Genomic DNA, 20,291 nt, shown 5'->3' with positions numbered 1-20,291 from the left:
AAAGTGAAAAAATCAATGCAGATCGGTAAAAATTACATCGGACAGGGGCATCCAACCTATATTGTAGCGGAGATGTCAGCAAATCATAATATGGATTTTGAACGCGCGAAGGCAATTATAAAGGCAGCGGCGCAGGCTGGTGCAGATGCAATCAAGATTCAGACATATACACCAGATACAATTACGATCGAGAGTGATAAACCAGCCTTTCGAACAAAAGGAATCTGGGAAGGACGGACATTATATGAATTGTACGGAAAGGCATATACACCGTGGGAATGGCAGGAGGAGCTGCAGACCTATGCGCATGCGTGCGGGATTGATTTCTTTTCTTCTCCGTTTGATTTGACAGCGGTTGATTTCTTGGAAAATCTGCATGTACCGGCGTATAAGGTGGCATCCTTTGAGATTAATGATATTCCATTTATAAGAAAGATTGCAAAGACCGGGAAACCGATTATTATGTCCACAGGAATTGCGTATCTGGAGGATATTGATCTTGCGGTTCGGACATGTTTGGAAGAGGGAAATGATCAGGTGATTCTGTTAAAATGCATATCTTCTTATCCGGCACCTTACGAGAATATGAACTTGAATGTAATTCCGAATATGAAGGATACATTTGACTGCATATGCGGTCTGTCAGATCATTCGATGGGAACCGAAATTGCAGTTGCCGCAGTTGCGCTGGGAGCGAAAGTAATTGAGAAGCATTTTACCTTATGCAGAGCAGATGGCGGAGAGGATTCACAGTTTTCCATGGAACCACAGGAATTTAAGAGCATGGTACAGCAGATTCGAAACGTGGAGAAAGCGTTAGGGACTGTAACATATGCACTGAATGATGCGCAGATAGACAGCCGGATATATTCCCGATCCCTGTTTGTCGTGAAGGATATCAAGCAAGGGGAAGTATTCACTCCGGAAAATGTCCGGTCGATTCGCCCGGGGATTGGCATGCATACAAAGCATTGGGATGAAATTCTGGGAAAACACGCGCGATGCGATATTGAAAAAGGGACACCGATGGATTGGAAATATGTGGAGTAGGATATGACGGAACTGGAGCAGGCAATCAGTGAGAAATTTCATAGACCCTATGCAGTTTTTACGGGAAATGGAACAACCGCGATGTATCTGGCATTTCAGGCATTGGAGCTTCAAGCGAAGAAAGTTTTGTTCCCGGGGATTTCGTGTACGAACCCGGTAAATGCTGCTATTTTTGCGGGATACGAGGTCGATTTTTGCGATATCAATCTGAAAGATTATACTATTGATACAGATGAATTAGAGCGATTGCTTCGGACAGGACAGTATGGAATTGTGGTGCCTACACATATTTATGGACATCGATATGATGAAGAGAAAGTCCGGGATTTGTGCAGGGAATATCAAGCAGTGTTGTTTGAAGATGCAGCACAATCTTTTTATGTGAGTGAATCAGCAGATTTGTCAGTGATGAGTTTTGGACATACGAAGGTATGTGATACACCGCTTGGTGGAGGCGTGATTTTGACAGCGGATGCACATCTGGCGGAAAAGATAGCCGGGGGGCGTATGAAATTAGAAGATAAACAAAGTCTGCCGGATACATTATTTGATGAATATCGAGAACGGTATTACGCTATTACGAAAGCAGGATTGACCTGGGAAGAACACAACAAACGACTGAGAGAATTGCAGCTTGATAGCCGACAGTATTTTATATATGATCTGCAGGATAATCCGGCTATTATTAAAGAATTGAAAGTGATGGAGGAGACGGTTGAGAATCGACGACAAAAGGCACTTATCTATGAAAATGAGCTGCAGAAACCATATGTGATTCAGGCGAAGAAAGATGATCTTTTCTGCTGGCGGTATACGTTTTTGTATAAGGGAAATCGTGATGAACTTTTGAAACGCACGCGGGAAAGAGATATTGATATCAGCAGCTGGTATGTGTCTCTGGCGGGAATCTATAAAGGTGAGCATTTAAAGAATTCGGATGAATTGGAGAAGCGGGTTGTGAACTTGTGGGTGGATGCCTCGCATGGAGTAAAAAAGATTCGGGAGGACATTGCCTCGATCAACCGGATTATGGAGGAAGAATATGCAGGATAGCAGAAAGCAATGGACGACAATGCATCAGAATAACCGATACAGACCCAAGTATCCATCAGAGACGGTTGTACAGTTTGTCTTCCGCAATTTTGTCCGTGATGGAAAGACGAAAGTGCTGGATCTTGGATGTGGTGCAGGAAGACATATATTTTTTATGGGAAAAGAGAATATTATTCCGTATGGACTCGATTTCTCGGATGAAGGGATTCGTTATACGAAGGAGATGCTGATTGCACAGGGAATGGAGCAGTATGCGGAGAATGTGCAGGTTGGAACTTTGACGGAGCTGCCATATGAAGATGAGTTTTTTGATGGGATTGTATGTTATGGAAGTTTGTATTATCTGGATTGGAAATCGATAGGACAGGCTGTAACAGAGATGCGGCGTGTCTTAAAAAAAGGCGGGAAGTTGTTCCTGGTTGTGCGTTCTATAGAGGACTATCGATATAAAACGGAATGGGCATTGGAAGGAGAACCACATACGATTATTGTGCATGAGGAAGATGATAATAAATGTGCACATAGTGAAAATGGTATGTTGATGCATTTCTTCGATGAACAGGAACTGCGTGGATTGTTCGATAAGTTTGAACATTTGGAAATTGATTATATCAAAGAGACGCATGATAATCAGAAATTCTGTGACTGTAATTATATATTGACAGCAGAGAAGTAAAGGAGAGATGGAATGATGGTGCTTTCCGGACATCAGCCGAATTACTGGCCATATCCCGGCCTGATCGGCAAGATAATGAAATCAGACAAGTTTATGTTTGTAACAAAAGTTCAGTTTGAGAAGAAGAGCTGGCAGAAGCGAAATCGCGTCCGAACCAAAGAAGGTTGGACATATATACAGATTCCTACAATCACAAAGGGAAAGATGGAGCAGAATATCTGTGATGTCATGCTCAACAATACGGAAGATTGGAAAGAAAAAAATTATAAAACGATTTCTCTTCTATATGGAAAATCGCCATATTGGAAAGAATATAAAGATTTTCTGGAGGATCTGTATTCCAGAAATTGGGATCGGTTAATGGACATTGATATCTATATTATGGAATATTTGTTTCGACTGCTGGATGTTCAGACGGAAATTTTATATGACCGGGATTATGAGTTTGAAGGGAAAAAGACGGATATGCTGGTAGATATGTGCAGGAAGACCAGATGCGATACCTATCTATCCAATCTCGGGAGTTCTGCATATGTGGATATATCCTGCTTTACAACGCAGGGATTAAATCATCGGTATATTAATTATGTGGGAGAACCATACAAGCAGCAGTTTCCGGGATTTGAGGATGGACTTACAATTCTGGATATGCTTATGAACTGTGGAACAGAAAAAACAAAAGAGATACTGATGAAAGATTCGAATTACCAGTTTAGTGAGATAAATAAAGATCTATAGGCAGGTGCTCATATGAAAAATACAGTGGCAGTCATAACTGCTCGTGGGGGAAGTAAAAGAATCCCGAAGAAAAATATAAAAGAGTTTTGCGGGAAACCGATCATAGCATATGCGATTCAGGCAGCGATTGCAAGCAACATATTTGATGAGGTTATGGTATCTACGGACAGCGAAGAAATTGCAAAGATCGCACGAGACTATGGTGCCGTTGTGCCATTCATGCGCAGTGAGAAAAATGCGGACGATTATGCAACGACGGAAGATGTGATTATGGAGGTTGTAAATCAGTATAAGGAGCGGGGAAAAGCGTATGCATATGTATGCTGCTTATACCCGACAACACCGTTTATAACCAGTTCAATCCTGAAGGAAGCAGTGAAAATTATGGTGCAGGAAAATCCTGCAGTCGTAATACCGGTTGTGCAATTTTCATATCCTCCACAGCGTTGTTTTGTCATTGATGAAAATGGGTATGCAAGGTTTAAATATCCGGAATATGTAAAGACCCGCTCGCAGGATTTGGAGAAGCAATATCATGATGCAGGACAGTTTTATATTTATCATGTGGAAAAGCTGTTTGCGCATAATGGTATCATTGAAGATGATTTTAAACCAATCATACTTCCGGAAATGTGTGTGCAGGATATAGACACGTTGGATGACTGGAAGATGGCAGAGATGAAATACCGATTGGTACATAGCGAGGTATAATAACATGATTTATATTCGTACTGATGCGAATCATGAGATTGCAACCGGACATGTGATGCGCTGTCTGACAATCGCCGAAGAATTAAAACGGGAAAATAGAGACGTTTGCTTTGTGGTTTCAGACGAAGCATCGTTACCACTTATCAGGCAGAGAGCATATCCTGCCTTAGTTATGCAGGATGATTGGAAATCTCCGGATATAGACCGAGAGTTTTTCGAACTATGTAAACGTGCAGGCAAGCAGGATATTTTACTTGTCGATTCATATTATATTACGAACGAATATCTGAAGCGGATGAAGTCGATATTCAAAATCGTAGTGTTTGATGATTTATTTTCTGAGAAAAAAGATGCAGACATTCTGATCAATTATAATGCGTTTTACCGGCAGTTTGATTATGCAGAGAGATATAGAGATTCCAATTGCAAATTGTTATTGGGAGAAAAATATGTTCCATTACGTGAACAGTTTCGGGAGACAGAAAAGCAGGAACGAGTGCGTGATTGCGCAGGGATGGAAGTCCTTCTGATGTGCGGAGGAGGCGATCGGTACAATATGATTCTGGGTGTGTTGCAAGACCTATATCAACACGAAGAATCGACGTTTTCCAGATGTAATTGGAATGTTGTGATCGGAAGCTATTATCCAAGTAAGGATGAACTTACCGCGTTTGCAGATATGCATGAAAATATTTCTGTGATGGAAAATATATCTAATATGGCAGAGGTGATGAGCCGGAGTGATCTGTGTGTAACGGCTGCAAGCACGGTGCTTTATGAGTGTTGTGCTATGTTGGTTCCTACGATATTTTTTGTTGTTGCGGATGATCAGATTTACGATGCAGAGTGTTTTTCGAAAGATCAGATGATGTTGTATTGTGGGAATTTTGCGACAGAGAAAGAAGAATCTTTGATACAGTTTGAAAAGCAATTCCCATTGACGATATTGGATCAAGTGAGGCGGCAGGACATGAAAGAGAAAATGCGCGGGTTTTCAGATGCGAATGGCGCGAAGAGAATCGTTGCGGCGATGTTAGATAGAGAATGAGCCAAAGGAGGAATGATATGAAAAATGCAATTATATTAGCTGCAGGAAAATCAAATCGTTTCGCTCCTTTTACGTATGAAAAGCCAAAGGGGTTATTTAAGGTTCGCGGAGAAGTATTGATTGATCGGCAGATAGAACAGCTGCGGGCGGCTGGAGTTCAGCAAATCGTAGTTGTTGTTGGATTTATGAAGGAACGCTTTTTCTATTTGGAAGAAAAGTATGGTGTTATTTTAGTTGTCAATAATTCGTTTGCAACAAAGGGAAATCTATATTCTCTTTATGTGGCGAGAGCATATCTGGGGAATACATATATTTGCTGTGCAGATCATTATTTTCTGGAAAATCCTTTTCTGAACGATGATGATAAGTCTTATAGAGCCTGTGTGTGGAAGCATGGGAAGTTCGATGAATTTGCAGTTTCTATTTCAGATGTATCGGCGATAACTTGTTTTTCTGTCGGAGGATCTGATTCCTATGCGATGGTGGGACCTGCATATTTCTCAGAATCATATTCTCAAAAGTATGTACAGCTTATGGAGAAGGAGATTGATGATTTCGGTGTAGGGAATATGTTCTGGGAAGAGTTTTATGGCAGACACAGGGATAGTCTTACCTTGTATGCAAAAATATACCCGGAGGAAATATTGCAGGAATTTGAAAGTGTGGATGATCTGCGGCAGTTTGATCAGGATTTCTTAGATAATATTGATTCCTCCATTATTCGAAATATTGTATCCGTGTTACACTGCAACCCACATGACATATTAAATATTGAGGTCATACAAAAGGGATTGACAAATGTATCATTTAAATTTAGCGTAGGCGGAAAAACATATGTATACCGTCATCCAGGAGGAACAGCGGTAAATCTGGTCGATCGGAAGTCTGAACTTTTGGCACAAAAGAAGGCCTATGAGTTAGAGCTGGATGCGTCATTTATCTATATGGATGTCAGTGGCTGGAAATTATCATATTATGTGGAACAACTTATAGAGTGTGATTTAAGGGATGCAGATGTCCGACAGAAAGCTATGCAATATCTGGATAAGCTACATAAGGTTGTAGATATAGACGGGATGAAGCGATTCGATACGTATGAAGAAGCCATAAAATTGATGCAGTTTGCAACGGTATCAAAAGGAAATCTATTTGAAGAATTTTCGGATTTTGTAACGAACAACAAAAAACTGCATCAATATGTGCAGAACGATGGACTTGCAAGATATGCAGTATGTCACAATGACGTATATAGTCCGAATTATCTATTTACGCAGGATAAACAACTGTATTTGATTGATTGGGAGTACGCAGGTATCAATGATGTGGCAAATGATATAGCGTGTATTCTTTGTCGGGGGGATTATACGGATGCAGAGGTGGAGCAATATCTGGAGGAGTATGTCGGTAGATCCTTGACAAAGGAAGAACATAGGCATTATATCGCTTGTATTGCGCTGTGCTCGTTCTACTGGTTTTGCTGGGGACTGTACAAAGGGGCAGTTAACGATGATGATGGCTTTTTCTTCCTGCCGGCATACAGAAGCTGCCGCCGGTATACAAAGCAGGCATTGAAGGAATACGAGGAATAAATGATGAATATAGCAATGATTCTGGCTGGCGGATCCGGAACGCGCCTGGGCGCAGATCGCCCGAAGCAGTTTGTGGAGATTCTCGGGAAACCGGTTCTCGTTTATACAATTGAAATATTTCAAACGCATGCAGCGGTAGATGCAATTGAGATTGTCTGTCATCCGGACTGGCGGGAATATCTCGCAGAGCAGATTGACAAATACAATCTGTCGAAGGTGCAGTGGATTGTAGATGGTGGCGACAGTTTTCAGACATCCGTGATGAATGGTATGCATTTTTTGAAAGAGCGGATATCCTTGGAGGATATTGTAATGATTCAATATGGTGCTGCTCCGTTTACAAGCGGGGAGATTGTATCCGATAATCTTCGTATTTGTAGACAGCATGGGATGGCGGCTGCATGTACACCGTGTTATCAGTTAATGGCGACGAATGACGGAGCTGGAATCAGTGAAAATTGGGTGGATCGGGATAAGTTTATCCAGATTGCATGCCCACAGAGCTTTCGCTTCGAATACCTTCTGGATATATATGAACAGGCAGAAAAAAAAGATTTGTTGAAGAAAACCGACCCGCATACAACTAGCTTAATGGGAGCACTTCATCTGCCGATATATCAATCGTATAGTAATCAGACGAATATTAAAATAACAACCAAAGAGGATTTGGATTTGTTTGAGGGATATGTATGGAAGCGGCAGCAGGATGACCTGACAGGAGAAAATGTATAATGCAGAAGAAAAAGAAAGTAAATAAATCTGAGTTTATAATGAAACGAAAAGATAATTATTGGTGGGAACAGACATTGGTGAAACTTCAGAAGCCGTTGATTATTCGACTGGTTGATTCTCCGATTACTCCTAATATGGTTACGTTGTTCAATATGTTGGTTGTGTTGCCGGTTATATGTGTAGTTGCCTATTTCCGGATATATTATCTTCTTGCTATCCTGATTCAGATTTATGCTTGCTTGGATATTGTGGACGGAAATCTTGCCAGAAATAAGAATATGAAATCTGAACTTGGAAGGAAATTGGATATTCTTGCGGATACAATTTTTTATACCGTAGGATATGCATTTGTTGGAATGGGGATGAAGGTTCACTGGGGATGGATAGTAGTATTTATAGGAGTACAGCAGATATATGGAATTATAGCCACATTTTTCATTGTTCCGAGATTGCGGAGAATAGAGAATTTTAAACATACGAAAGTAAAGCAGTTTTTCTTCGATAGAGGGATTATTTTCGGAATGGATGCGATTATGGAAACGCTGATTACATCGATCCTTTTGTTACTTCCAATACGTAAAGGAATCTTTATTATTTGTCCTATTTTGTGGGGGATAGATTTGATATATAGACTGTATGAGTTGCTGTGGGTTAATAGAAATGCGAGGTAACAGACATGGAAAAACTAGCGATAAATGGTGGAACACCGGTGCGGGATACAAAGATATACTACGGAAAGCAGTGGATTGACGAGCAGGATATTCAGGCGGTTGCAGATACTTTGCGGAGTGATTATGTAACCTGTGGCCCGAGGACGCAGGAACTTGAGCGAGCATTAGAGCAGTATACAGGGGCGAAGCATGCGGTAGCAGTCAGCAATGGAACGGCGGCGTTGCACTGTGCCTGTATGGCAGCAGGAATCGGAGAAGGGGACGAAGTTATCACGACCCCTCTTACATTTGCGGCAAGTGCTAACTGTGCACTTTATTGTGGCGCGAGACCGGTGTTCGCAGATGTTGAAATGGATACATACAACATAGATCCGAAAAGCATAGAGGCAAAGATTACGGACAGGACGAAGGCCGTTGTGGCAGTTGATTTTACCGGACAGGCAGTTAAGCATAAGGAAATCCGGGAAATCTGTGACAGACATCATTTAATCTTTATAGAGGATGCGGCGCATGCGATAGCAACGACGTATGATGGTGTGCAGGTTGGAAATCTGGCAGATATTACGACATTCAGCTTTCATCCGGTTAAGACGATTACCGGAGGAGAAGGCGGTGCCGTCTTGACGAACAGCGATGCGCTATATCAGAAAATCAATCTTGTGCATACACACGGAATCACACACGCCCCAGCACTTATGGAGGAACCGGTACATGAAGGCCCTTGGTATTACGAACAAATCATGCTTGGCTATAATTACCGAATCACGGATATTCAGGCAGCACTTTTATGCAGCCAGTTAAAAAAGCTGGATGCATTCAAAGTGAGAAGAAAGCAGATTGTGCAGATGTATGATGAAGCATTTGCGAAGCTGCCGGAAATAATTGTGCAAAAGGAAATCCCGGAATCAGACACGTGCAGACATCTGTATATTATTCGATTGGATCTGGAGAAATTGTCATGTACCAGACGTGAGTTTTTTGATGCGATGAGTGCGGAAAACGTGCAGTGTCAGATTCATTATGTGCCGGTATATTGGTTTCCATATTATCAGAAGCTTGGCTATGAGAAAGGCATATGTCCGGTTGCAGAGGAGATTTACAAAGGCATCATGAGCATTCCTTTATATCCGAAGATGACAGACAAGGATGTGCAGGATGTGATACAGGCCGTGACCAAGGTCGTGGGGAATTATCGTAGATGAGAATGGGGGAGAAATAAGATGGATAAAACGATAACATGGATACAGAAAATATTGCGAATATGTGCGCATATGGACGATTATACTGCGGAAGATGCGCAAATGATTTTCCCGGATATACATCATGAATACGCACAGCTTTCAGTGCAGGAACAGCAAAAGATCAAGGATATACTGCTGAGCCAGCTTGAAAAGAGTGACCTGTTGTTTGTGCTTTCGATATTGATACAAAATGGGGCGGCAGATGTGTGGATGCCGTTGGCATTGCAAGTCGCAGAGGCATTAGATTTTGATTCTGTGATACGTAGTATGTTAGAGGTACAAGTGAATGCGGTGAGTCATACACGGTATTTAGAAGCCAGAGCGTTTCATGTCAATACTGTTCGGAAGTGGGAGAAAGAAATCCCGATTATGCAGACGTATAGAGAGGTTGCAGATCGAAATCAAAATAGGATCGTGATTGTGACAGAACAGTTGATATCTGAGCTGCACGCACCAACAAAAGCAGTTTTGGAAATGGCGTATCTTTTGAAGCATGTCATGGGGTATGAGGTTTTGCTTGTAGTGCTTCCATGTAATGCTGGAGAGACATACGATCTTTGGTATAAATCGTGTGCGATGAATGCGGACGATAGTTATGAGACTGCTCCAATTAGGAGGAGCTATAAAGGAGAAGAATTTTTTGGATATCAAGTCAGCATGGAAGTAGGGAATGTCCGGGATTATTCTATGATATTGTCCTATATTCTTGAATGGAATCCGTTATTTGTATTTAGTATGGGAACTATAAATCCGGTGGCAGATGTGCTGTCGAAATATACGACAGTTGTTGCGCAAAGCATGTCTACAGTATTGCCGGTGTCTGAGGCGCAGATCCTTATTGATCTGGGAGAAAATGATGCATTACTCGCGCAGCTTCCGCAGAAATTTGTGCGGTTTTCGAAGGTTTCACATTATTTTGGGGAACCAAAGATGGTTCATACAAGAGAGATGTATGGAATCAAAGACGGTCAGTTTGTCTGTGTCGTCGTGGGAAACCGGTTGGAACAGGAACTAGATGAAGCATTCATCCACCTGGTGCAGAGTATAACGAGGCAAAATCATGAAGTGGCATTTGTATTTATTGGTGGTTTGGAAGAAAAAAAGAAGCTCTTGCAAGAGGCTATATCGCAGGAACAATTGTACTTTGTAGATTATTGCACAGACCTGTTGGGAATATATAGGATTATGGACTTGTATGTAAATCCAGACCGAAACGGTGGCGGGTATAGTGCAGCAATGGCGCTTGCGTCGAGTCTGCCGGTAATTGCGCTTGATCATGGAGATGTATCACTTCATGCGGGCTCTGATTTTCTGGTTTCCGATTACAACGAGATGCAGCAGAAAATTTTGAGATATGCAGAGGATTCGATGTATAGAGCACTACAACAGAAACAAGCAGAAAAATGTGCTGAATCAATGACAGAAGATAATATGTATCAGGGTATGCAGGACAATATAAACAAGATAATAAAAGAGATAATGCAGTAAAAATTGATCAGCATAGAACAGAAAGAGTGGGGAATGAATGATAAGCTTTAATGTACCGCCCTATACGGGGAAAGAATTAGAATATATCAAACAGGCAGTTGAAAATAAGAAGATATGCGGAGATGGGGAATTTACAAAAAAATGCTCCGCATGGATGGAAGACCGTTTTGGCGTGCAGAAGGTGCTGTTGACAACAAGTGGGACAAGTGCATTGGAAATGGCTGCGATTTTATGTGATCTTCATATGGGAGATGAAGTGATACTTCCAAGCTATACGTTTTCAAGTACCGCGACTGCGATTGTATTGACAGGGGCTACGCCTGTTTTTGTAGATATTAGACCGGATACAATGAATATCGATGAAACGAAAATAGAAGCTGCGATTACAGATAAGACGAAGGCAATCATGGTTGTTCATTATGCAGGCGTTGCCTGTGAGATGGATACAATCATGGATATTGCAAGGCGATATCGTCTCAAGGTGATTGAGGATGCTGCCCAGGGTATTATGAGTACATATAAAGGCAGATATCTTGGAACAATCGGAGATTTTGGGTGTTTTTCCTTTCATGAGACAAAGAACTATTCGATGGGAGAAGGTGGAGCGCTGGTAATCAACGATTCTAAGTATATAGAGAAAGCGGAAATTTTGAGAGAAAAAGGGACAAATCGATCAAAATTCTTCAGAGGCCAGGTAGATAAATATACATGGGTGGATTTTGGCAGCAGCTATTTGCCAAGTGATTTAAATGCGGCATATTTGTATGCACAGTTAGAGCTTGCAGATGAGATTAATATGAACCGTATGGATTCATGGAGATTTTATAATAAACAGTTAAAACCTTTAGAAGAACAAGGCTTGTTGGAACTGCCTAAAATCCCGGAAGTATGTGAACATAATGCTCATATGTTTTACATAAAGACAAGAAATATTGAGCAGCGATCTTCAATGATTGCATATTTGAAAGAGAATGGTATAACTGCTGTGTTTCATTACATTCCGCTTCACTCTGCGGAGGCAGGGATGCGGTTTGGAAGATTTTCCGGCGTTGATGCTTATACGACCGTAGAGAGTGAACGATTGGTACGGTTACCATTATATTATGGATTGTTGCCGGAGGATCGGGAATATATCGTAAATAAGATAAATGATTTTTATTGCAGCTAAGAGAACGGAGATGTGTAGAAAGCAATGAAGATTGTCGATGCAATATGGGAAAAGAGAAATCTTGAAACCAATACAATAGAGATTACAATCGAGGAACATGACACAGCGGATCGGGTAAGCCATATATTGCAGGATCAGAGTGCGGGATATATGGTAGTGAAGCTTCCGGTCTCAAGGACGGATTTGATCTTTCAGCTTCAGGATTTGGGATATGCATATATAGAAGATATGGTAACGTTGTATCATGATCTGCATGAAGTAAGTTATTCGCCGATTCAGAAAAGGCTTCGGGATGCAGTCGATACAGCAACCATGGACAAGGCAGATGTGGATGTTCTGTGTGGGGAAATCCGGAAGGGAATGTTTGACAGTGACCGTATTTTTCTGGATCCTTATTTTACATGGGAGATGGCTAAAAAACGATATGTAAACTGGGTACAGGATGAGTATGCGCGGGGAACAGAATTTGTAAAGTATCTATATAAGGATAAAGTGATTGGATTTTTTGCGTTGAGGGAGGCAGAGAACAAAGAATATGATTCTTTCCTCGGCGGAATGTATAAGGAATATCAGAAAGGCGGTTTGGGAACAGTCGTAAAGGTTCCGCAGGCGGTGAAGGAACGAGGCGGGAAAAAGGTTCGGGCGAGTGTATCGACGAATAACATTTTTCAGCTTCGCGCATTGACAATGAATGGTTATATACCAGAGAGTATTATACATACATTTATCAAACATAATTAAGGAGAACGGATTATGACAAATAAGGAAAAATATGTAAATGCATTTGTGGAGACGTTTGGAATTAGTGAGGATATTTTGCCGGGATTGGAATATCAGGCAATCCAGCAGTGGGATTCTGTTGGGCATATGGGATTGGTTGCAGCGATTGAAGATGAATTTGATATTATGATGGATACGGATGATATTATTGATTTTAGTTCGTTTGAGAAAGGGATTGAAATATTAAAGAAATATGATGTGGAGATTTGATCGATACGAAAGTAATAATGCAATCATAGATGAATATGGTTCGATGGTAACTTATGGAGAGCTAATACAGGCCGGAAATCAATTGGCGGCAGCTGTTGGCAGAAGAAGTCTGATTTTTTGTCTATGTCGGAATTCAATTGGTTCAATTGTGGGATATGCTTCATTTATTCAACATGGCAGTGTCCCTGTTTTGTTGAATGCGAATATGGAAAATACTTTGTTATTGGAACTGTTGCAGAGATATCAGCCGGAGTTTATCTGGGCTCCTGTGGGTATGGCACCAAGTCTGGATGGGATGCAGGAAGAAATAATATTATACGATTATGTATTGCTTCGAACCCCATATAAGCTGGAACATACACTGTATGACGAGTTATGTTTGCTTTTGACAACGTCAGGGTCGACCGGAAGCCCAAAGTTTGTAAGACAAAGCTATGAGAATGTTCAGTCAAATGCGAAAGCAATCGTGGAGTATCTGGAACTTTCAGAGACAGAGAGACCAATCACAACTTTGCCTATGAATTATACCTATGGATTGTCAATTATAAATAGTCATTTTATGGTCGGAGCGACTTTACTGGTAACAGAAAAAGGATTGATGCAAAAGGAATTCTGGTCGTTTTTTAGGGAATATGAAGCAACCTCTTTTGGAGGGGTGCCGTACACTTATGAAATGCTTGACCGGCTGCGGTTTTATCGTATGGAGCTGCCATCTTTACGATATATGACGCAAGCGGGAGGAAAATTGATTCCGAAGCTGCATAAGAAATTCGCAGAATATGCAGAAACAATGCATAAGAAGCTTGTTATTATGTATGGTCAGTGTGAGGCAACAGCACGTATGGGATATCTGCCGGCCGATAAAGCTTTGGAAAAGTGTGGTTCTATGGGAATTGCAATTCCGGGTGGGCGTTTTCGTTTGATTGATGTAAAAGGAAATGATGTGACTATACCGCAAGTCACAGGAGAACTTGTTTATGAGGGGCCAAATGTTACACTTGGATACGCAGAGTGTGTTGATGATTTGGCGAAGGGGGATGAACGCAACGGTATTCTGCAGACCGGCGATATGGCTCGGATGGATGAAGACGGGTATTATTATATTGTTGGCAGAAAAAAACGATTTCTTAAGATTTATGGAAATCGGGTCAATCTCGACGAGATTGATCGATTGATTAAAGGGCACTTTGGTATAGAATGTGCAAGCGCAGGGGTGGATGATCATATGTATTTATTCGTAACCGATGCAGCATATGCAGATCCGGTTCGGGCATTTATAGCAGATATGACAAAACTAAATCCGGCAGCCTTTAAGACGATCGTGATAGGTGCGATACCGAAAAATGATGCCGGAAAAACTTTATATAATGAGTTGACAAAATATTACAGTTAATCAGTTTGATAGTGGGAGCCGAATAAAAATGGACTATAAAGAGTTGTTGAATATATCTCCGTTTTCTTTGGAAAAATCACAAAAGCAGAAGCTTTTAACACAAAGATTAACAGAGCTTACAGAATTTCATAAAAAGAATTGTGCAGAATATGCAAAAATCCTGCAGAGCTTACAATTTGATGCCTGCCGAGTTGAGACATATGAGCAGCTTCCTTTTCTTCCTGTTCGATTATTCAAGGAACTTAGTCTAAAGAGTGTATCGGATGAATTGATTGTAAAGACTATGACGTCATCCGGCACGACCGGACAGGCCGTTTCCCGGATATATTTGGATCGTACAACTGCTTCGAATCAGCAAAAGACGATGGTGAAGATTGTAAATGAATTTACAGGTTCCGGCAGGATGCCGATGATTATTCTGGATTGTCCATCTGTATTGAAAAATCGAACTATGTTTTCTGCGAGAGGGGCTGGTATTTTAGGCTTTTCTATGTTTGGGTCAAAGATAATCTATGCCCTGAATGACAATATGGAGTTGGATGTCGAAGGGCTTCGCGCTTTTTTAGAGAAATATGCAGGTCAAAAAATTCTGCTTTTTGGATTCACATTTATGATATGGCAGTATTTTTATAAGGAACTGTTACGCTTGAAGGAGCAGGGTATTTTGTTTGATCTATCGAATGCTGTGTTGATTCATGGAGGCGGTTGGAAGAAGCTGATTCATGAAGCGGTTAGACCTGAGCAATTTCGAGAGCGGTTGGGGGAAGTGTGTGGCTTGTCAGATGTGCATGATTATTATGGTATGGTAGAACAGACCGGATGTATTTATATGCAGTGTGAATGTGGGCATTTGCACGCAAGTATTTTTTCGGATGTGTTGGTTCGCAGACCGGAAGACTTTTCTCTTTGTGAAATAGGAGAGAGGGGGATTATTCAGGTTATATCAACGATTCCCGAGTCTTATCCGGGCCATTCCTTGATTACGGAGGATGAGGGGATGCTATTGGGGGAGGATGATTGCCCGTGTGGGAGAAAAGGAAAATATTTTAAAGTATTCGGACGGCTGAAAAATGCTGAAATACGGGGGTGTAGTGATACCTATGCAGCAGAATTTAGTAAGTGAAAATGATATATCTGTATTGGACAGCGTACAATTTTTGGTTGGAGATGCACTGTTAGTTAAGAGAATGACACGGATTCCTGTTTTAGAGCCTTTTTCGGACTTGGTTGTAGATTATTTGAATATGGTATCTAAGTCTTTGCTCGCCTCATCAGAGGCAAAAGCATATCCTGATATTGTGACGTTTGCATTTTGGATTCGAAAGGCACATTTAACAGAGCTGAAGAGAAAGTTTGTGGATAAAGATGGCGATATTCATGTAGGCCGTGGGATAACCTTTCATATTGCGCCATCGAATGTTGCGGTTAATTATGCGTATTCTATGGTAGCAGGTCTGCTTACCGGAAATGCTTGTATTGTCCGGGTCCCTTCAAAGGAATTTCCACAAGTTAGGATAATAAATGATGTATTGAATGCGTGTCTGCGGACATTTGAGGATGTAAAACCATATGTATGCCTTGTACAGTACGGACATGACAAGGCTGTAAATGATTGGTTTTCTCAAATAGCAGATGTACGAGTAATTTGGGGCGGGGATGCTACAATCTCGGAGATTCGTCAATCACCAATCAGACCGAGAACGGTGGAAATCACATTTGCTGACAGATATTCATTGGCAGTGATTGATAGTGATGTTTATATGAATCTGGAAAAGAAAAAAGCGTTTGCACAGGATTTTTATAATGACACCTATCTTTCTGACCAAAATGCGTGTACAAGCCCAAGTGTTTTGATTTGGCTTGGTACTAAAAAGGAAGAGGCTAAACAGCTGTTTTGGGAGTATGAGCACAAGCTTGTGAAGGAAAAATATCAATTTCAGCCGATTATGGGTATTAATAAGCTGACAAACAGTTACCTGGCAGCAATCGGACTAGAAAAGGCAGAACTCATAGACATGGGAGACAATTATATTACGCGGATGCATGTAAATAATGTGGATGCTTCGCTGATGCAGTGGAAGAGCCATTCGGGATTTTTCTTTGAGTATGATTGCGACGATATTATGGAGATTCGAAATTTGTGTGATAATACACATTGCCAGACAATCGGCTATTTGGGTGACCGGAAAAATCTTACTAAACTGCTTCTGTCTGGAATTAAGGGTGTGGATCGAATAGTTCCGATTGGAAAGACAATGGATTTTGAATTAATATGGGATGGTTATAATATTATGGAGTGCTTGACAAGAACCATAAGAGTTGGGATATAGAGGAGTCAGTTGATATGTTACAAGGAAAAACGGCGGTAATAACAGGAGCTAGACGAGGAATAGGGAAAAAGACAGTAGAAATATTTGCAAAAAACGGTGCAGACATTTTCGCTTGTGCAAGGACACAGGATGAAGGCTTTGAACAGGAGCTGGAGATATTGGCACAGGAAAACGATGTTCGAATATTTCCGGTTTATTTTGATGTAGTTGACGAAGCTACGATTAAAGAAGGAATTAAATTAATTCGCAAACAGAGCAAACAGATTGATATTTTGGTTAATCTTGCAGGGGTTGCAGACGCCAGCACTAGTTTTCAGATGTCTTCTATAGAAAAGATGAAGCATGTATTTGATGTGAATTTTTGGGGGACAACGTTAATGACCCAGTATATTTCAAGGTTGATGAGCAGAAATCATAGTGGAAGCATTATTCAAATTGCATCGGTGGCTGCGTTGGATGGAGTACCGGCACAGTATGAATATGCGGCGAGTAAGGCAGCTATCTTAGGTGGAGTAAGACAACTTGCACATGAACTGTGGCAGTATGGTATTCGCGTAAATGCAATAGCTCCGGGAGTCTGCGATACAGATATGGGAGATCAAATAGAGAAATCGCTGAAGGAACGCGTTTTGGAAAATACGATTATGAAAAGAGCGGGAAAACCGGAGGAAATCGCAAATGTTATTGCATTTCTTGGAAGCGATCTTTCAAGCTATATGACAGGGCAGATCATTCGTGTAGACGGGGGAATTTAAGCTATGATAGAGAGATGTCGGAAAGCGGCAATGAATATCAGGAAAAATATAATTCAGATGACTTATGAGACTGGAAATATAGGCGCGCATCTAGGCGGGAGTCTGTCGATGGCAGAAATGCTGGCAGCATTATATTGTGGTGTTCTTCGTTATGATCCCGCAAACCCGGAATGGGAAGGCAGAGACCGCGTGATATTGAGTAAAGGACATGCAGCTTTGGCACTTTATCCTGCGTTGGTTGAGGCAGGGATTATTTCGGAAGATTGTCTAAAGGAATTCAAGAAAAATGGATCTAAATTATCCGGACATCCTTCTTTAAATGGATTGCCGGGTATTGAATATGCAAGTGGGAGTTTAGGACAGGGATTATCGCTTGGCGTTGGGACGGCATTGGCATTAAAAAGGAAGAGGAACAATGAGTCACGTGTTTTTGTGTTTTTAGGCGATGGAGAATGCGATGAGGGAGCTGTGTGGGAGGCAGCGGCGAGTGCGGCACATTTTATGCTTGATAATGTAGTGGCAATTGTCGATATAAATCGGATCCAGTATGATGGTTATACAGATGATATTATGAATATGTGTCCGATGGAGGAAAAATGGAAGAGCTTTGGTTGGGATGTGATGAAAGTAGATGGACATGATATAACCGCTTTGCTCCAAGCGTATAACAAAAAGCCCAAAAAGCCATTTGTGATTTTAGCAGAGACAATAAAGGGAAAAGGAGTTTCCTTTATGGAGAATAATTGGAGATTCCATAATGCAAGGTTATCACAACAGCAGTATCAACAGGCAATGGAAGAGGTTGGAAAAGGTTTATGATTGAGATGACATCAAGAAATGCAAGGATTTGGTCGCGACTTGGTCCGAGCGGTGCTTTGGGCGAAGCTGCAATAGAATTGGGAAACACAAATGAAAAGGTATTGATGTTGACTGCGGATCTTTGTTTTTTCTCGGGATTGGAGAGATTCCATCGACAATTCCCTGATCGTTTGTATAATTTTGGTATTGCAGAGCAGAATATGGTGGGTGCAGCGGGTGGATTTGCAAAGGAAGGATTTATCCCATTTGTTAATACATATGCCAGCTTTGCAACTTCTAGATGTGCAGATCAAGTGCGAGTGAATATGGCATATATGAAGCTTCCTGTAAAGCTGATAGGATTGACAGCGGGATTTGGCGCCGGAATTTTGGGGGCTACACATATGAGCGTTGAGGATGTTGCGTTTATGCGCGCACTTCCTAATATAGTGGTTGTATCACCGGCTGATTGCATGGAAATGGTGAAGTGCTTTCTGGCGGCGGCAGAAACAAAGGAGCCGACGTATATACGATTAACAGGTCCGGTAAATACTCCAATTGTATATAATGGGGATTATGAGTTTGAGATAGGTAAGGCGGTTTGCCTGAGAGAAGGTGACGATATTTGTTTTGTTGCTACGGGTTCAATGGTAGCACAGACTCTTAAAGCAGCAGAATTTTTGCAGGCAGATGGGATTTCTTCGACGGTCATAAATATGCATACAATTAAACCATTGGATGCAGATACCATAAAAAAGTATGCTGCAAAAAGTAAACATATTGTGACTGTAGAAGAACATAGTATTTATGGTGGACTTGGATCGGCAGTCGCCGAATGCTTGTGTAAAATGAAACAACATGCACCAATTGAAATTATAGGTATAGAAGATCGGTTTATTCCACCAGGAACTTACACATATCAGCTGGAACAATGCGGATTGACTGCCATACAGATTGCTCAGCGTGTTAAGAGAATATGTAAAATATAAATGCCGATAAATAAGAAATCCCGTATGGATTACAAAATTCATACGGGATTTCTTATATAAAACAACCCATCTGGCATACTTGGTCGTTTAAACGGCACTCTTTTTCATTTTTTACAAGAAATTACCAATTTTTTTTCTATTAAATCTTGTGCCTGCTCACATAAGTTTTTTGTATAAATTCTATAGAAAAACACTCCAAAACAAATATTTTTCGATAGATATTTATATTTATGCAAATATATTTCGGTAGATACATTGCTGTTGAACTTGTCAATATATATGCCGGAAGCCAGATTTGCTGCAGGCAAAACCCTGATTTTATTGGACGAAGTGCAGGAGTGCCCGGAGGCAATGACATCCCTGAAATTCTGGACACAGGATCATAGATATGATGTGATCGCAACAGGCTCCGGTCTGGGGATGAATTATCGGCAGGAAAGCTCGTATCCGCATGTATCTGACAGATATCGGATTGCTTATGGCTGGATTTGATTTTGGATTGAAAAAAGCATTGCTGGAAGACGGTAATGTCGAGGACAAAAGCACAAATATTATGCTGGGTACGGCAAAGGGAGGCTTGTACGAGGCGCTTGTCGCAGATTTCCTGATCAAAAAAGATATTAAGAAACTGTATTTCTATAAGGATGTAAAGTCTACAATGGAGTTGGAGTTTCCGATTACAAATGAGGATGGCGTGATTCCGATTGAGGTGAAGGCGGGAAAGAAGAGAGCGAATTCCCTGAACCGTGTTTTGGAATCAGGTATTTGTAAATATGGCTACAAGTTAGCGTCTCAAAATGTTGGGGTAAGTGACAAAAGGATTACAATTCCGTTCTATATGCTGATGTTTGATTTATAAATCGGCCATCAA

22 protein-coding genes are annotated in these 20,291 nt (G+C 41.1%); all 22 read left to right on the top strand.

Annotated elements, in window-relative coordinates; genetic code table 11:
* Positions 1-3: 3 nt before the first annotated feature.
* The 22 genes from pseI (at position 4) to KP625_RS08535 (ending at position 20,279) form a co-directional block, all read left to right on the top strand.
* Positions 4-1,050: a pseudaminic acid synthase gene (gene pseI / locus KP625_RS08640; RefSeq protein WP_370641346.1), complete on the top strand. Its 1,047-nt coding sequence runs from the start codon at positions 4-6 to the stop codon at positions 1,048-1,050.
* Positions 1,051-1,053: 3 nt separating this feature from the next.
* Complete coding sequence (locus KP625_RS08635; RefSeq protein ID WP_238297287.1) at positions 1,054-2,103, top strand: DegT/DnrJ/EryC1/StrS family aminotransferase; 1,050 nt, start codon at positions 1,054-1,056, stop codon at positions 2,101-2,103.
* A complete protein-coding gene (locus tag KP625_RS08630; RefSeq protein WP_238297286.1) occupies positions 2,093-2,779 on the top strand; it encodes a class I SAM-dependent methyltransferase in 687 nt (228 codons plus the stop codon). The genes KP625_RS08635 and KP625_RS08630 overlap by 11 nt, the downstream gene beginning before the upstream one ends.
* 12 nt (positions 2,780-2,791) lie before the next feature.
* Positions 2,792-3,517, top strand: coding sequence for a WbqC family protein (locus KP625_RS08625; RefSeq protein WP_238297285.1), 726 nt, complete (start codon positions 2,792-2,794; stop codon positions 3,515-3,517).
* 12 nt (positions 3,518-3,529) lie between these two features.
* Positions 3,530-4,228: a pseudaminic acid cytidylyltransferase gene (gene pseF / locus KP625_RS08620; RefSeq protein WP_216507782.1), complete on the top strand. Its 699-nt coding sequence runs from the start codon at positions 3,530-3,532 to the stop codon at positions 4,226-4,228.
* Positions 4,229-4,232: 4 nt separating this feature from the next.
* The gene (pseG, locus tag KP625_RS08615) at positions 4,233-5,276 is read left to right on the top strand and encodes a UDP-2,4-diacetamido-2,4,6-trideoxy-beta-L-altropyranose hydrolase (RefSeq protein ID WP_238297284.1); all 1,044 of its coding nucleotides are present in this window, start codon (positions 4,233-4,235) and stop codon (positions 5,274-5,276) included.
* Positions 5,277-5,293: 17 nt separating this feature from the next.
* Positions 5,294-6,865, top strand: coding sequence for an NTP transferase domain-containing protein (locus KP625_RS08610; RefSeq protein WP_238297283.1), 1,572 nt, complete (start codon positions 5,294-5,296; stop codon positions 6,863-6,865).
* On the top strand, positions 6,866-7,597 hold the full coding sequence (locus tag KP625_RS08605) for an IspD/TarI family cytidylyltransferase (protein WP_238297282.1): 732 nt from the start codon (positions 6,866-6,868) through the stop codon (positions 7,595-7,597).
* Positions 7,597-8,268 carry a CDP-alcohol phosphatidyltransferase family protein gene (locus tag KP625_RS08600; protein ID WP_238297281.1) on the top strand — a complete coding sequence of 224 codons (672 nt, stop codon included), beginning with the start codon at positions 7,597-7,599 and terminating at the stop codon, positions 8,266-8,268. Before KP625_RS08605 ends, KP625_RS08600 begins: the two co-directional genes overlap by 1 nt.
* 5 nt (positions 8,269-8,273) lie before the next feature.
* Positions 8,274-9,470: a UDP-4-amino-4,6-dideoxy-N-acetyl-beta-L-altrosamine transaminase gene (gene pseC / locus KP625_RS08595; protein WP_238297280.1), complete on the top strand. Its 1,197-nt coding sequence runs from the start codon at positions 8,274-8,276 to the stop codon at positions 9,468-9,470.
* An 18-nt stretch (positions 9,471-9,488) separates the two neighbouring features.
* Positions 9,489-10,997: a glycosyltransferase gene (locus KP625_RS08590; RefSeq protein ID WP_238297278.1), complete on the top strand. Its 1,509-nt coding sequence runs from the start codon at positions 9,489-9,491 to the stop codon at positions 10,995-10,997.
* A 37-nt stretch (positions 10,998-11,034) separates the two neighbouring features.
* Positions 11,035-12,165, top strand: a complete 1,131-nt coding sequence (gene rffA, locus KP625_RS08585; RefSeq protein WP_238297277.1) for a dTDP-4-amino-4,6-dideoxygalactose transaminase — start codon at positions 11,035-11,037, stop codon at positions 12,163-12,165.
* A 24-nt stretch (positions 12,166-12,189) separates the two neighbouring features.
* On the top strand, positions 12,190-12,906 hold the full coding sequence (locus tag KP625_RS08580; protein WP_238297276.1) for a hypothetical protein: 717 nt from the start codon (positions 12,190-12,192) through the stop codon (positions 12,904-12,906).
* 12 nt (positions 12,907-12,918) lie between these two features.
* Positions 12,919-13,155 (top strand): acyl carrier protein, encoded by a 237-nt coding sequence (locus tag KP625_RS08575; RefSeq protein ID WP_238297275.1) that lies wholly within the window; start codon positions 12,919-12,921, stop codon positions 13,153-13,155.
* The gene (locus KP625_RS08570) at positions 13,139-14,548 is read left to right on the top strand and encodes an AMP-binding protein (RefSeq protein WP_238297274.1); all 1,410 of its coding nucleotides are present in this window, start codon (positions 13,139-13,141) and stop codon (positions 14,546-14,548) included. The genes KP625_RS08575 and KP625_RS08570 overlap by 17 nt, the downstream gene beginning before the upstream one ends.
* A gap of 28 nt (positions 14,549-14,576) precedes the next feature.
* Entirely contained in the window at positions 14,577-15,671 is a 1,095-nt protein-coding gene (locus KP625_RS08565; RefSeq protein ID WP_238297273.1) for a LuxE/PaaK family acyltransferase, read from the top strand.
* Complete coding sequence (locus KP625_RS08560) at positions 15,649-16,878, top strand: acyl-CoA reductase (RefSeq protein ID WP_238297272.1); 1,230 nt, start codon at positions 15,649-15,651, stop codon at positions 16,876-16,878. The genes KP625_RS08565 and KP625_RS08560 overlap by 23 nt, the downstream gene beginning before the upstream one ends.
* 14 nt (positions 16,879-16,892) lie before the next feature.
* Positions 16,893-17,633 (top strand): SDR family NAD(P)-dependent oxidoreductase, encoded by a 741-nt coding sequence (locus KP625_RS08555; RefSeq protein WP_238297270.1) that lies wholly within the window; start codon positions 16,893-16,895, stop codon positions 17,631-17,633.
* A gap of 3 nt (positions 17,634-17,636) precedes the next feature.
* Entirely contained in the window at positions 17,637-18,452 is an 816-nt protein-coding gene (locus KP625_RS08550; RefSeq protein ID WP_238297269.1) for a transketolase, read from the top strand.
* Positions 18,449-19,420 (top strand): transketolase family protein, encoded by a 972-nt coding sequence (locus KP625_RS08545; RefSeq protein ID WP_238297267.1) that lies wholly within the window; start codon positions 18,449-18,451, stop codon positions 19,418-19,420. The genes KP625_RS08550 and KP625_RS08545 overlap by 4 nt, the downstream gene beginning before the upstream one ends.
* Before the next feature lie 279 nt (positions 19,421-19,699).
* Positions 19,700-19,912, top strand: a complete 213-nt coding sequence (locus KP625_RS08540) for an AAA family ATPase (protein WP_238297265.1) — start codon at positions 19,700-19,702, stop codon at positions 19,910-19,912.
* Positions 19,872-20,279, top strand: a complete 408-nt coding sequence (locus tag KP625_RS08535; RefSeq protein WP_238297264.1) for a DUF4143 domain-containing protein — start codon at positions 19,872-19,874, stop codon at positions 20,277-20,279. Before KP625_RS08540 ends, KP625_RS08535 begins: the two co-directional genes overlap by 41 nt.
* Positions 20,280-20,291 lie beyond the last annotated feature (12 nt).

The sequence above is a fragment of the Eubacterium sp. MSJ-33 genome (assembly GCF_022174665.1).
Lineage (GTDB): Bacteria > Bacillota > Clostridia > Lachnospirales > Lachnospiraceae > Coprococcus_C.
This window is presented reverse-complemented; position numbering and strand designations above follow the sequence as displayed.